This is a genomic window from Streptomyces kanamyceticus (assembly GCF_008704495.1).
Lineage (GTDB): Bacteria > Actinomycetota > Actinomycetes > Streptomycetales > Streptomycetaceae > Streptomyces > Streptomyces kanamyceticus.
On record NZ_CP023699.1, the window covers coordinates 1,244,445 to 1,258,326 of the forward strand.

Sequence of the window (13,882 nt, forward strand, 5' to 3'; positions counted from 1 at the left end):
GGGCCCTTCCCTACGGTGTACAACGGTTCTGTTGCCGTCGATAGGAGAAGGACGTTGCTCGTCTGAGGTCATGAGACACCGCGTCACACAGCTTTCACCGCTGTGTACGTCGTTGTGCGACCTCGGCATCCGAGCCGTCCCGTCCCCCGGCACAGGCCTTTCCTCTTTCCGGCCTCACCCCGCCGCGGTGTCTCGAACGCGTTGCCCCTGACCGCGCTCCACACCACGCAACCGCGAGGCCCGTATGTCAACATCCCCCCTCTCCCTCACCTGTACGTCGCTCACCTTCGGCTGGCCGGACGGCACCGGTGTCTTCGACGGACTCCAGGTGGCCTTCGGCACCGGCAGGACCGGTCTCATCGGCGCCAACGGGTCGGGAAAGTCCACCCTGTTGAAGCTGATCGCCGGTGAGCTGAAGCCCTCCGAAGGGGCCGTCAAGGTCACCGGCGAGGTCGGCTACCTGCCGCAGAACGTCACCCTGGACACCGGTCTGCGCGTCGACGAGGTGCTCGGCATCGCCGAGCGGCGCGCCGCCCTGCACGCCATCGAGGCGGGCGACGCCGCCGAGGAGCACTTCACCGCGGTCGGCGACGACTGGGACGTCGAGGAGCGCGCCCGCGCCACCCTCGACCAGCTGGGGCTCGGCCACATCGGCCTCGACCGCACGTCGGGCGAGGTGTCCGGCGGCGAGTCGGTGCTGCTGCGCCTGGCCGCGCTGCTGCTGCGCAGGCCCGACGTACTGCTGCTCGACGAACCCACCAACAACCTTGACCTGTACGCCCGTCGGCGCCTGTACGCGGCCGTCGAGGCGTGGTCCGGGGTCCTGGTCGTGGTCAGTCACGACCGTGAGCTCCTCGACCTCGTCGACCAGATCGCCGATCTGCGCGAGGGCGAGGTCACCTGGTACGGCGGCAACTTCTCCGCCTACGAGGAGGCCCTCGCCGTCGAACAGGAGGCGGCGGAGCGCATGGTGCGCGTCGCCGAGTCCGATCTGCGCAAGCAGAAGCGCGATCTGGCCGACGCCCAGGTCAAGTTGGCCCGCCGCAAGCGGTACGGCCAGAAGATCCAGGACAGCGGGAGTCTGCCGAAGATCGTCGCGGGCACGCGCAAGCGGGCCGCGCAGGAGTCGGCGGGCAAGCACCGCATCATGCACCAGGAGAAGCTCGCCGAGGCCAAGGAGCGCCTCGACGACGCCGTCGACGCGGTGCGGGACGACGACGAGATCCGCGTCGACCTGCCGCACACCCTGGTCCACCCGGGGCGCACCGTGCTCACCCTCAGCGACCTCGAACTGTGCTACGGCGCCCGGGTGAAGGGCGGGTTCGAGCTGCGCGGCCCCGAGCGGATCGCGCTGATCGGGCGCAACGGCGCGGGCAAGACCACGCTGCTCCGTACGATCGCCGGGGAGCTCGCGGCGGTCTCAGGCGAGGCCCTCACCCATGTGCCGATGCGGTTCCTGCCGCAGCGCCTCGACGTGCTCGACGACGAGCTGACCGTCGTCGAGAACGTACGGGCGTACGCTCCCGACGCGACCAACAACCGCGTCAGGGCGCGGCTCGCCCGGTTCCTGTTCAAGGGGGCCAAGGCCGATCAGCGGGCGGCGACCCTGTCGGGCGGCGAGCGGTTCCGCGCGGCGCTCGCGGCGCTGCTGCTCGCGGAGCCCGCGCCGCAGCTCCTGATGCTCGACGAGCCGACGAACAACCTCGACATGGCGAGCGTGAAACAGCTCTCCACGGCCCTGGAGTCCTACCGGGGCGCGCTGATCGTGGCCAGCCACGACCTGCCGTTCCTGGAGTCCATCGGCATCACGCGGTGGCTGCGCCTGGACGGAGAACTGACCGAGATCACCCAGGAAAAGAAGACAGAAGCTGTCGGGTATTCGGGCTAGCTTCGGCGGCATGGACCAGCTCAGCCACCAGTTCATCACCATCGCAGGGGCCCGCGAGAACAACCTCAAGGAGGTGAGCCTGCGCATCCCGAAGGGCCGTCTGACGGTCTTCACCGGGGTCTCCGGGTCCGGCAAGTCGTCGGTCGTGTTCGACACGATCGCGGTCGAGTCGCAGCGCCAGCTGAACGAGACCTTCACCTGGTTCGTCCGCAACCGGCTGCCCAAGTACGAGCGGCCGCACGCGGACACCATCGAGGACCTCTCGCCCGCGATCGTCGTCGACCAGAAGCCGATCGGCGGTCACTCCCGCTCGACGGTGGGCACGATGACCGACATCTACTCGGTGATCCGGGTGCTGTTCTCCCGGCACGGCACACCCAGCGCGGGAGGGGCGACCGCGTACTCGTTCAACGACCCGTCGGGCATGTGTCCCGAGTGCGACGGCCTCGGGCGCACGGTGCGGCCCGACTACGGCCGCATCCTCGACCCCGCCAAGTCCCTGGCGGACGGCGCGGTCCTCTTCCCGCCGTTCGCCGCGGGGACCTGGCAGGGCCAGACGTACACGAACACCACCGACCTGGACACCCACAAGCCGGTCGGTGAATTCACCGCCGCCGAGCGGGAGTTCCTGCTGCGCGGCGGCGGCAGCAAGAAGGTCAACGTCAACAACACCGGCGGCGCGCGGGACATCGACTACGAGGGCCTCGCCGACCGCTTCGAGCGGCTCTACCTCAACCGTGACCTGTCGACGCTCGCCCAGAAGACCCGCGACATGGTGCAGGAGTTCCTCCAGGAGGGCCGCTGCCCCACCTGTCACGGCGCCCGGCTCAACGCGGCGGCACTGGCCACCCGCATCGGCGGCCTGAGCATCACCGACTGCACCCGCATGGAGGTCACCGACCTCATCGTCGCGCTCGGCCGGATCCACGACCCGGTGGCGGGCCCGATCGCCGGGGCGGCGGTGGCGGCCCTGGAGCGGATCGAGGCGATCGGCCTCGGCTACCTCAGCCTGGACCGCGAGACGTCCAGCCTGTCGGGCGGCGAGGGGCAGCGCCTGAAGATGGTGCGCCACCTCGGCTCCAGCCTGACCGGCATGACGTACATCTTCGACGAGCCCAGCGTCGGACTGCACCCGCGCGACGTGGGGCGCCTGAACGATCTGCTGCTGCGGCTGCGCGACAAGGGCAACACGGTGCTCGTGGTCGAGCACGACCCGGACGTGATCGCGGTCGCCGACCACGTCGTCGACATGGGCCCGAGGGCCGGGACGGGCGGCGGCCTCGTCGTCTTCGAGGGCACCCCGGACGAGCTGCGCGGCGCGGACACGCTCACCGGACGCCAGCTGCGCCGCACCAGGGGCGTCAAGGAGCGCCCGCGCGAGGCGACCGGCGGGCACTGGATCGAGGACGCCGATCTGCACAACCTCAAGAACGTGAGCGTGCGGGTGCCGACCGGGGTGCTCACGGCGGTGACCGGCGTCGCGGGTTCGGGCAAGAGCACGCTGGTGTCCGGGGCCTACGTCGGGTCGCGCCCCGACGCCGTGGTCGTCGACCAGTCGGCGATCGGCATCTCGGGCCGCTCGACCCCGGCCACGTACCTCGGGATCATGGACACCCTGCGCAAGCTCTTCGCGCGCGAGACCGGCGAGCGGGCGAGCCTGTTCAGCTTCAACTCGCAGGGCGCGTGCGAGCGTTGCCAGGGGCGCGGGATCATCTACAGCGACCTCGCGTTCATGGATCCGGTGACCACGACCTGCGAGGCGTGCGAGGGGCGCCGCTTCAAGGAGGAGGTGCTGCGGCTCACCGTCGGCGGCCACTCGATCGTCGACGTCCTGGAGATGACCGCCGAGCGGGCCCTGGACTTCTTCGACCGGCTCGGCGACGGCTTCGACGACAAGGGCGTACGCCGCCGTCTGGGCGCCCTGCGGGACGTGGGCCTGACCTATCTCACGCTCGGCCAGCCGCTGAGCACGCTCTCCGGCGGCGAGCGCCAACGCATCAAGCTGGCCACCCAGTTGCACCGCACGGGCACGACGTACGTCCTGGACGAGCCGACCACCGGGCTGCACATGGCCGACGTCGACGGGCTGCTCGCGCTGCTCGACCGGCTGGTCGACGCGGGCAACACCGTGGTGGTCGTCGAGCACAACCTCGACGTGGTCAAGCACGCGGACTGGGTGATCGACCTGGGACCCGACGGCGGCAAGCACGGCGGGCGGATCGTCTTCGAGGGCACGCCCGCACAACTCCTGGACGCCACCGGGTCGTTCACGGCGGATCATCTTCGCGGCGCTCTGGGCCGGGAGCGGGCGCACGCTGCATGATGTGCGGCACTGCCCCGCCGCCGTAGGGAGTCGCCGCTGTGCCCAGCAAGAAGGCCCTGATCCGCCGCCCGGGACCGCGCATAGCCGAGGGCCTGGTCACCGGAGTGCGCCCGCCGGTCGATCCGGGCCTCGCGCTGCGGCAGTGGGCCGCGTACGTGGAGACGCTCGCGGCCCACGGCTGGCAGACCCTGGAGGTGGAGCCCGCCGACCACTGCCCGGACGCGGTGTTCGTCGAGGACACGGTGGCCGTCTTCCGCAACGTTGCGCTGATCGCCCGCCCCGGCGCCCCGTCCCGCCTCGACGAGACGCCGGGCGTGGAGGAGGCGGTGGCCAGGCTCGGCGCCTCGGTGGCCTGGGTGTGGGAGCCGGGCACGCTGGACGGCGGTGACGTCCTGAAGGTCGGCGACACGGTCTATGTGGGGCGCGGCGGCAGGACCAACGCGGACGGGGTGCGGCAGCTGCGGGCCGCCTTCGCACCGCTGGGGGCGCGCGTCGTCGCCGTGCCCGTGACCAGGGTCCTGCATCTGAAGTCCGCGGTGACGGCGCTGCCCGACGGGACGGTCATCGGATACGAGCCGCTCGTCGACCACCCCTCGCTCTTCCCGCGCTTCCTGCCCGTGCCGGAGGAGGCGGGCGCGCACGTGGTGCTCCTCGGCGGCGGGAAACTGCTGATGTCGGCGAGCGCGCCGCAGAGCGCGGCACTCCTCGCCGACGTCGGATTCGACCCCGTTCTGGTGGACATCAGCGAGTTCGAGAAGCTCGAAGGCTGTGTGACGTGCCTCTCAGTCCGGCTCCGTGACCTGTACGTCTGACCAGCATTGAGGCGGTAGTTGCGGCAGGGGCGGGTGGGGCCGTGGCCCGGAGACCCTTTACGGCGGGTTTAACCTACGGCAACGTAACCTACGACACCGTAGGTAGTGCACCGCTCGCACTTCCCCGCTCGTAAGAACTCCCGTCCCCCTTCTGGAGCCCCCGTGACGATCACCTCTCCCCACCTCGGCAGCAGCGCGGACAGCTGGACCGACGCCCGGCTGCTCTACGCGCTGGAGGAAGTGGTCGAGCAGGAACTCAATCGCCACCTGAAGGTGGCCAAGGACTGGATGCCCCACGAGTACGTCCCGTTCTCCGACGCCCGCAACTTCCCCGGGATCTTCGAGGACGGCGAGGCGTGGGAGAAGGGCCAGTCCCCGGTCACCGACATCGGGCGCATCGCCCTGGTGGTCAACCTGCTCACCGAGGACAACCTCCCCAGTTACCACCACGAGATCGCCTCGCTCTTCGGCCGCGACGGCGCCTGGGGCACCTGGGTGCACCGCTGGACGGCCGAGGAGGGCCGCCACGGCATCGTGATGCGCGACTACCTCCTCGCCTCGCGCGCGGTCGACCCGGACCAGCTGGAGCAGTTCCGGATGGCGCACATGAGCGAGGGCTTCGAGTCGGACAACCGGCACTCGATGCTGCACTCGGTCGCGTACGTCGCCTTCCAGGAGCTGGCCACCCGCATCTCGCACCGCAACACCGGACACCAGTCGGGCGACCCGGTCTGCGACCGCATGCTGTCGCGCATCGCGACCGACGAGAACCTCCACATGGTCTTCTACCGGAACCTGCTCAAGGCCGCCTTCGAGCTCGCCCCCGACCTCACGATGCAGGCCGTGCGCGACGTGGTCGTCAACTTCCGCATGCCGGGGCACGGCATGCCGGGCTTCGAGCGGGCCGCCGCGCAGATGGCCATCGGCGAGGTCTACAACATGCGCATCCACCACGACGACGTGCTGCAGCCCGTCCTGCGCTTCCTGAAGGTCCTGGAGATCGACGGGCTCGGCCCCGAGGGCCTCAAGGCGCAGGAGGAGCTGGGCTTCTTCATGGGCGGGCTCGACGCGGAGGCGTCGAAGTTCGACGAGAAGCTGGCCGCGCGCAAGGCGCGGATGGCGGCGCGGGGCGCCTGACCCGCATCAGCCCGTGCCCGGGGTGCCGGTGCCCGGGGTGCCGGTGCCCGGCAGGGGCCGCACGGTGAGCATCTGCTGGGCCTGGCCGACCGGTCCCGCGATGTCGTGGAGCACGGTGCTCGTGGTGCCCTGCCCGGTGGGTCCGAAGGTGACGGTGGTGTCGAGTCCGACCCAGCGTCCTTCGGGCTGCCGGTGGAGGTGGACCGTCAGGTCCACGTTGGGGAACATCCAGGCCGTGGGCGGCTGGCGGACGGCGATGCCGTTGGCGGTGTCGACCAGCGCGACGTAGGCGGCGAGCGGGCTGACGTCCCGGCCCGCGACGAGGTCGAGGCCGGTGGAGATCCACGCCGTCGTACGGCCGGGACGCGGGGGCGCGACGGCGCGGGCGTCGAGCGACGCGATGTACCCGCCGGGCCACAGGTCGGCCAGCGGCCAGGGTTCGAGCGTGTCAGGGTGCGGGAGCGCGTCGGCGCCGCCACCTGCCACGGCGGTCGTGTCACCGGACCCGAGCAGCCAGGCCCTCGCCCGCACCACGGGCCGGTCGGCGACGAACGCGACCGCTTCGAGCAGTTCGATGGTGCGGCCCGGGCGGACGCTCTCCACCCGTATCTCGCACTCGTCGAGCGCGAGCCGCCCCAGGATGTCGAAGCTGATCCGGGACAGCACGAGGCCGCTCTCCGGCCGTGCGGCCAGATACCGGTCGATCGCGTGGACGATGAGGCCGCCCAGCGGGCTGAAGTGCAGCTCCGCCGGGTCCCACGCGCCGCTGGCATGAGCGGTGGGCTTGTAGCGGTGCTCGTCGATGGGCTCGTAGTAACTGCCGGTGTTCAACGGTGCGTACCTTTCCGGATGCGGCCGCGGGGCCTCACGTGGCGAAGACCGTGCTGGCCAGGATCACATGGACGGCCGTGCCGCCGACAATGCTCAACAGCGCGTTGCGGCGCCACAGATGGAGCCCGACGGTGACGGCGAGGGCCACCACCGGGGCCAGGGCGCGCGGTTGCGTGAGGGGGATGTCGCGCAGGCAGTAGACGACGAGGATCAGCATGACGCCCGCGGGCATGCGGGTGCTGAGGTACTGGACGGTGCCGCTCGCGCGCAGCGGGGCGAGGGCGGCGAAGGGCAGGGCGCGCAGCGTCCAGGTGACGGCGGCGGTGATGACGACCGCGGCGACGGCATAGCGGGCGTCAGGCACGGCCGGGCCTCCTGCCGGTGGCGAGGTGGCGGACCAGGAGCCCGAGGGTGAACAGGGCGAAGGCGGCGAGGAGCAGCTCGCCGGGGAAGAGCAGCCGGGCGAACAGGGCGCTGAGCAGGGCGAGCAGCGGCGTGGGCAGATCGCCGCGCAGGTCCCGGACGGCGTCGACGGCGAGGACGGTGAACAGGGCGGTCAGCGCGAAGTCCAGGCCCGTGACGCCCTCGGGGATCAGCGAGCCGAGCAGGGCTCCCGCGGTCGCGCCGCCCACCCAGTACAGGTGCAGCAGGAGCTGCAGCCCGATGATGCGCGGGCCCGGCCAGGAGCGGGCCTTCTCCCCCGAGGTCAGGGCGTACGCCTCGTCGCTGAGCGCGAAGGTGCCGTACGCCTTGCCGAGCCGCCCCTGGACGCGGTGCAGCGGGTAGGACAGGGCGTAGAAGACGTGCCGGACGTTCACCATGAAGGCGGTCGCGGCGATCGAGGCCAGCGGGACGGCGGCGGCGACCATGCCGATGAGCAGGAACTCGAACGAGCCCGCGTAGATGAGCGCGGCGGACAGGCTCGCCCACCACCAGTCGATGCCGGACTGGGTGACGAGCGCCCCGAAGGCGAGGCCGATGGGCACGAACGCGAGACCTACGGAAGCGGTGTCCCCCAGTGCGACGCGCAGCCCCGAGAGGGGCCGGGAGGGTGGGGCGGAGGTGGGGACAGGGGTGGGCGCGGGGGTGTCGCCGACAACGGGTGGAGCTATTCGCATGCCGACATTTTATAAAGATCCACGCCTAATATGGTTGCGGATAGTGGCTCTATGATGGCCCCGTGAGCAATGAAATTCGCCTTGACGCCCTGGACCACGAAATTTTGTTTCACCTGCGGCAGGACGGCCGTCTGACCAACGTCGAACTGGCCAAACGCGTCGGCCTGACCGCGCCGCCCTGTCTGCGCAGGGTCAAGCGCCTGGAGGAATCCGGCGTCATCGCCGGCTACCACGCGGTCCTCAACACCGAAGCCCTCGGCCGCGGCCTCGAAGTCCTCATCGATGTCGAGGTCAGCGCCAACGACCGCAAGACGTACCTGGAGTTCGAGGAGGTCGTGGCCTCCTACGAGGAGGTCATAGAGGTCCGGCGGATGTTCGGCCGCCCCGACTACTTCATCCGCGTCGCGGTCGCCGACCACGCCGCCTACGAGGCCTTCCTCACCGGCAAGCTCACCGGCCTCCCCTGTGTCCTGCGCGTCGACTCCCACCTGACCATGAAGACGGTGAAGCCGGGACCCTGACCGCAGCCGATTTACGAACGCCCCTCGCGGTGCAACGGTGGGCGAGGGGGTGAACCCATGGCGCAGACCCATGAGTGGATGTTCTACGAGGTCATGTGGCGCAGCTGGGCGGGCAGGGCGCAGGTGCCCTATCCCGTCCCGTGGTGGACGCAGCAGGCCTTCCGGCGCTGGAGCGACGACTTCGACTCCGGGACGTACGAATCCAAGGAGGCGGCGCTCGCCTCCAACGCCCTGTACCGCTACTGGCACATGGTGGGAGTGAAGGACCACCGCCAGGAGTCCCTGATCGGGCAGGCGGGCGAGATCGAGCCGGTCTACGACAAGTACTGCCTGTCCTTCTTCCTCTACGACCCGGCGACCGGTGCCCTGCACCTGCCGCAGCTCACCGACGGCGGCACGGTCTGCCAGCGCATGGAGGCGCCGCATCTGCCGGTGGTCCTCACCGAGTTCCGCACGCCGGACGGCGTCGAGTTCGTGCAGCGGACGTTCGCCACGGCGATCGGCGCCCGGCAGCGCGACCTCGTGGTGACCCGGCTCACCGTGGGCACCGCGACCGGCCAGCCGCGCGAGGGCTGGCTCTGCGCGGCGGTCATGCCCGCGGGCCCGAGCGGCTTCCAGCGGCACGACCGCAACGGACGGCGGATCACCGACCGGAGGCTGACGTTCCTGCGCCATCTGCCCGAGGAGAACCGGGTGGAGACGAACAGCGGCTGGGGCCCGGTATTCGACACGGCTCCCGAGCAGTACGGCGTCTACGGCAACCCGGAGTTCTCCTTCGACCCGGACTCCTACCTCGCCCACAGCCCCTTCCACGACCTGGTCATGGGCGGCAAGCTGAACGGCGCGCGGCAGGCCCAGGACCAGGTCGCCGGGCTCTGCAGCGCGGCGTTCGCCTGGCCCTTCCGGGTCGTCGACGACGAGATGTTCGAACTGGACGTACGGCTGCCGGTCGATCTGTACAGCGGGGCGGCCGACCTCGCGGAGATCAGGGCCACCCCGGCCGCCGAACTGGAGGAGGGCAACCGCGCGTTCTGGACGGCCAAGCTGCTCGGCCAGGGCGTCCAGCCCCAACTGCCACGCCCTGTCGGACACTTGACGGATCTGTTCCGCGAGGCGCGCTCGCAGCTGCTCATCCTCTCCGACCACGGCGAGATCCATCCGGGCCCGACCGTCTACGACTCGTTCTGGATCCGCGACTCGTCGGTGGAGGCCACCGCCTGCTCGCTCGTGGGTGACGCGGCGCTCGCCGAACGCCAGCTGGGCACGCACTATCCGCTGAAGTTCAACCGGGGCACGGGCCGGATCGGGCCGTGCGCCGAGTACGGCTTCTACGGCGGGCCGCACGAGCGCGACGACCGCGAGTGGGACAGCAACGGCCAGGCGCTCTGGGCGATCGGCCGCCTCGACCGCACGCTGGGCAGGGGCGCCGCGTTCGGCACCAAGCTGTACACGCCGTACGTCGTCGACGGCGCGCGCTGGCTGCGGGACAACCGCGACCAGTACGGCCTGCTGCACAGCGGCTGGAGCGCCGAACACCTGGGCGAGCGCGACAAGCCGCACTACTGGGACGACCTGTGGGCCCTCGCGGGTCTCTACGAGGCGGCGCGGCTCGCCGAGCGCATCGGCTCGCCCGACGTGCCCGAACTCTGGGCGGCCTTCGACGACGTGAAGCGCGCCACGGCCGCCTCCGTACGCTGGGTCCTCGACGAGCAGCGGAGGCGCGGGGCCTGGGAGACCTACATCCCCACCGGGCCCGCGGACGCCGGGCGGCTCGACTCGACGATGATCGGCACGGCCGCGTTCTTCCATCCGCTGCGGCTGCACATGGGCAGCAAGCTCGGGCCCGACATCGACCGGGCCGCGCGCTTCACGCTCGACACCATGTACACCCACTTCGTGGCGGGCGGCTACCGGCACGAGGCCGCGTGGAACGCCTACGGGCCCTATCTGACCACGCAGTTGGCGCACGCCTACCTGCTGGCGGGCGATCCGGTGCGGATGGACGCGCTGCTCGGCTGGATCGTCGGCGCGGCCTTCCCGCGCACCCAGGAACGGGCGGTGGCGCTCGGCGCGTGGAACGAGCAGCACGCCTTCACGATCGCCTCGGACTTCCACGAAGTGCCGTCGCGACACTGGTACATGGGGGACATCCCGCACGGCTGGGCGGCGGCCGAGTACCTGCTGCTGCTCCGCGACATCCTGCTCTTCGAGGCGGACGAGGACCGCGATCCGCATCTGTACATCGCGCCGGGGGTGCGCCCGCACTGGGTGCCGGACGGTGACACGGTGGAGGTGGAGTCCGCGCCGACGCTGTTCGGCGAGCCCTTCGGCTACCGGCTCACCCACGACGCGGGCGACCGGACCGTGGCGGTGGAGCTCACCCGGGCGCCGGAACGGGTGCGGTACGTCTATCCGTGCCGATTCGGACGGGTGCGGGCCGCTTCGGCGGACGGCAGGCAGCTGACGGTGTCCGGGGACGACGTGCACATCCCCGCGGGGACGCGGCACTTCACGGTGACGTACGCCTGAAGGGCCCCTCGCCGGCGGCGAAGGGCCCCGTGCGCAGCGCGGGCACTAGCTGCCCGACTGGTGTCTGAGGGCGTACCGCTCCTTCTCGGAGAGGCCGCCCCAGACACCGAACCGCTCGTCATTGGCGAGGGCGTACTCGAGGCAGGCGGGGCGCATCTCGCACATCCGGCAGATGTACTTCGCTTCGCGCACCGAGCTGCCGGGCTCGGGGAAGAAGAAGTCCGCTCCGGTCTGGGCGCACAGCGCCTGTTCCTGCCAGGCCAGTTCGGGCTCGGCCGTCATCTCGATCAACATGCCGCCGATGCTGCCGTGCCGCGCGAAACGTTCGATCAACGAACGATCAACGACAGGGCCGACGGTGTTTCGCCGCCGGACATCAGCACGAGGCTCCCGACGAGGGCTGCCCTGAAAGCAGCCCTCCGAAACCGCGGGGACCGAAGACTACGCCCCCATCTGCTCGCCGGGAGGCGAGGGCTGCAGCACGGCGAACCGGGCTCCCGCGGGGTCGGCCAGCTTGGCGAAGCGGCCCACGCCCTCCATGGAGACCGGCTCCATCCGCACCTCGCCACCGGCCCCTCGCGCCGTGGCTACCGCGGCGTCGCAGTCGGTCACCTGGAAGTACGGCAGCCAGTACGCCGCCGTCTCGGCGGGGTCGGAGTCCAGCGACACCAGGCCGCCGAACATGTCGTCAGGGGTGCCGTCGGCCGGGTGGACCATCGTGTACGAACCCCCGGGGAAGGACGCCTCGGTGGTCCCCCAGCCGAACACGGAGCCGTAGAACGCGGTGGCCGCCGCGACGTCCGGGGTGTACAGCTCGGCCCAGATCAGGCCGCCCGGTTCGTTCAGGACATCGAGGCCCTTGAGCTGTCCCTGCTGCCACACGGAGAACGGCACGCCCGCGGAGTCGGCGAGGCCCGCCATGCGGCCGAGGTCGGTGATGTCCACGGCCTCGAAGAGCGCCCGGCCGCCCGCCTGCTCGACCGACTTCACGGTGGCGTCGGCCTCCGGTGTGCGGAAGTAGAGCGTCCAGGACGGTGGGGCCTCGTCCGCCGAGACGGCCATCGCGCCCGCCGCGGTCCTGCCCGCGATCCGGAACTGGCCGTAGCCGCCGACTTCCGGGCCGCCCTGCTGGAGCTCCCAGCCGAACAGCTCGCGGTAGAAGGAGCTGACGGTGCCGAGATCCGGGGCACACATATCCACCCAGACAGGTGCTCCGGTGACGAAACGGTTATTGAGCATGATCGACTCCTTTGTCGCATCTCACTGCCGTTCCCTTGAGTCTGGCACCCGCCACTGACAATCCGCCTGCCGTCCTGCCGATTGGCGGTTCCGGCACCGCCTGGACCCCTCTCACGTCGTCATTTCCTGAAGGCAGAAGATTTCTGAGAGCGCTCTCAGTCACATCTCTTGACGCCCCATTCCCCCGCCGCGACAGTGGTGCACCACCCCCACACACCCCCCACCGCAGGAGACCCTCCGTGATATCGCGCCGAACGTTCCTGACCGCCACAGCGGGCGCCGCGGGTGCCCTCACCTATCCCGTCTGGGGCAGCGCCCTCAGCCCCGGCGCCCAGGCCGGGAGCACGGCCGCGCCCGCCACCTGCGAGCTCGCCCTGCGGAACAAATCGCTGCCCGGGCAGGTGCGCGCCTACGTCACCGGGCACGAGCAGGGCACGGACCGCTGGGTGCTGCTCAAGCCCGACGGCGGCGTCTACCGGCCCGACTCGCCCTCCGCGCCGCAGACCCCGCTGCCCGTCGACTGCGCCATCCCGCTCGGCGCCGCCGGTTCGGCGCCGAAGGTGTTGACGCTGCCTCAGATGTACGGCGCCCGCGTCTACTTCGTCCGCGACGACAAGCTCGACTTCTTCCTCAACCCCGGTCCCTCCCTGGTCGAGCCCGCCTTCGCCACCCGCGAGGACCCCAACTACGGGCGCACGTGGTCGTTCTGCGAGTTCACCTTCAACCCGCAGCAGCTGTACGCCAACATCAGCTACGTCGACCTGGTGACCGCGCTGCCCATCGGCCTGACCCTGGAGGGCGACGGCACCCACACCGTCGCCCCGCTCCCCGACGGCGCCGTCGACAAGATCGCCGCGGATCTGGCGGCGCAGACAGGCAAGGACGGGCAGCCGTGGGACAAGCTGGTCATCCGCGGTGACGGCGGCGGCGTCCTGCGCGTCATCTCGCCGCAGAACCTGATGGCCCCCTATTTCGACCGGCCCGACCAGATGCCGTTCCGCGACCTGTGGAACGGCTACATCGACCAGGTGTGGGACAAGTACCGCTCCACCGACCTGAAGATCGACCTCCAGGGCGGCAGGGGCGTGTTCACCGGGCGCGTCAGCGGCGACGTGCTGACGTTCAACGGCGGCCACTCCTTCGCCAAGCCCACGTCGAAGGACATCTTCACCTGCAACCACGGGCCCTTCGCCAACAACCCCGGCGACCCCGACGACAAGAAGGGCCTCCTCGCCAGGCTCGCCGCCGGGTTCAACAGGAGCATCATGCTCACCCACCCCGAGCAGCCGAACGGCACGACCTCCAGCGACTACTACCGGGACGCGGTGACCAACCACTGGTCCCGGGTGGTGCACGCCAACTCCCCGATCGGGTACGCGTTCCCGTACGACGACGTACGGCCCGACGGACAGCCGGACGTGTCGGGCGCGGCGCACGACGGGAACCCGCGGCGGTTCACGGTGAGCGTGGGTTCCTGACCCGGC

At 70.6% G+C, this 13,882-nt stretch carries 12 protein-coding genes; 7 read left to right on the forward strand and 5 right to left on the reverse strand.

Annotated elements, in window-relative coordinates; translation table 11 throughout:
- Positions 1-244 precede the first annotated feature (244 nt).
- From CP970_RS04590 to CP970_RS04605, 4 genes are all read left to right on the forward strand, one after another.
- Positions 245-1,888: an ABC-F family ATP-binding cassette domain-containing protein gene (locus tag CP970_RS04590; protein WP_055551505.1), complete on the forward strand. Its 1,644-nt coding sequence runs from the start codon at positions 245-247 to the stop codon at positions 1,886-1,888.
- Between the two features lie 10 nt (positions 1,889-1,898).
- Positions 1,899-4,211 carry an ATP-binding cassette domain-containing protein gene (locus CP970_RS04595; protein WP_055551502.1) on the forward strand — a complete coding sequence of 771 codons (2,313 nt, stop codon included), beginning with the start codon at positions 1,899-1,901 and terminating at the stop codon, positions 4,209-4,211.
- A gap of 38 nt (positions 4,212-4,249) precedes the next feature.
- A complete protein-coding gene (gene ddaH, locus CP970_RS04600; RefSeq protein WP_055551500.1) occupies positions 4,250-5,023 on the forward strand; it encodes a dimethylargininase in 774 nt (257 codons plus the stop codon).
- 162 nt (positions 5,024-5,185) lie between these two features.
- A complete protein-coding gene (locus tag CP970_RS04605; protein ID WP_055551497.1) occupies positions 5,186-6,160 on the forward strand; it encodes an acyl-ACP desaturase in 975 nt (324 codons plus the stop codon).
- Positions 6,161-6,166: 6 nt separating this feature from the next.
- Here the strand turns inward: CP970_RS04605 and CP970_RS04610 are convergent, their stop codons facing one another.
- From CP970_RS04610 to CP970_RS04620, 3 genes are read right to left on the reverse strand one after another with little or no spacing between them, the layout of a single operon-like run.
- Positions 6,167-6,991, reverse strand: coding sequence for a thioesterase family protein (locus CP970_RS04610; RefSeq protein WP_055551495.1), 825 nt, complete (start codon positions 6,989-6,991; stop codon positions 6,167-6,169).
- A gap of 34 nt (positions 6,992-7,025) precedes the next feature.
- A complete protein-coding gene (locus CP970_RS04615; RefSeq protein ID WP_055551493.1) occupies positions 7,026-7,355 on the reverse strand; it encodes a branched-chain amino acid transporter permease in 330 nt (109 codons plus the stop codon).
- Positions 7,348-8,109, reverse strand: coding sequence for an AzlC family ABC transporter permease (locus CP970_RS04620; protein ID WP_150492987.1), 762 nt, complete (start codon positions 8,107-8,109; stop codon positions 7,348-7,350). The genes CP970_RS04615 and CP970_RS04620 overlap by 8 nt, the downstream gene beginning before the upstream one ends.
- 62 nt (positions 8,110-8,171) lie before the next feature.
- Between CP970_RS04620 and CP970_RS04625 the strand changes: the two genes are divergently transcribed.
- Positions 8,172-8,630 (forward strand): Lrp/AsnC family transcriptional regulator, encoded by a 459-nt coding sequence (locus CP970_RS04625; RefSeq protein WP_055548900.1) that lies wholly within the window; start codon positions 8,172-8,174, stop codon positions 8,628-8,630.
- Positions 8,631-8,687: 57 nt separating this feature from the next.
- A complete protein-coding gene (locus CP970_RS04630) occupies positions 8,688-11,159 on the forward strand; it encodes a prenyltransferase/squalene oxidase repeat-containing protein (protein ID WP_055548898.1) in 2,472 nt (823 codons plus the stop codon).
- A gap of 45 nt (positions 11,160-11,204) precedes the next feature.
- Here the strand turns inward: CP970_RS04630 and CP970_RS04635 are convergent, their stop codons facing one another.
- Positions 11,205-11,453: a WhiB family transcriptional regulator gene (locus tag CP970_RS04635; RefSeq protein ID WP_191094872.1), complete on the reverse strand. Its 249-nt coding sequence runs from the start codon at positions 11,451-11,453 to the stop codon at positions 11,205-11,207.
- A 147-nt stretch (positions 11,454-11,600) separates the two neighbouring features.
- Positions 11,601-12,398: a VOC family protein gene (locus CP970_RS04640; protein WP_055548893.1), complete on the reverse strand. Its 798-nt coding sequence runs from the start codon at positions 12,396-12,398 to the stop codon at positions 11,601-11,603.
- A 239-nt stretch (positions 12,399-12,637) separates the two neighbouring features.
- Here CP970_RS04640 and CP970_RS04645 point away from each other — a divergent pair, with 239 nt between their 5' ends.
- A complete protein-coding gene (locus CP970_RS04645; protein WP_150492989.1) occupies positions 12,638-13,876 on the forward strand; it encodes a glycoside hydrolase family 64 protein in 1,239 nt (412 codons plus the stop codon).
- Positions 13,877-13,882: the final 6 nt, after the last annotated feature.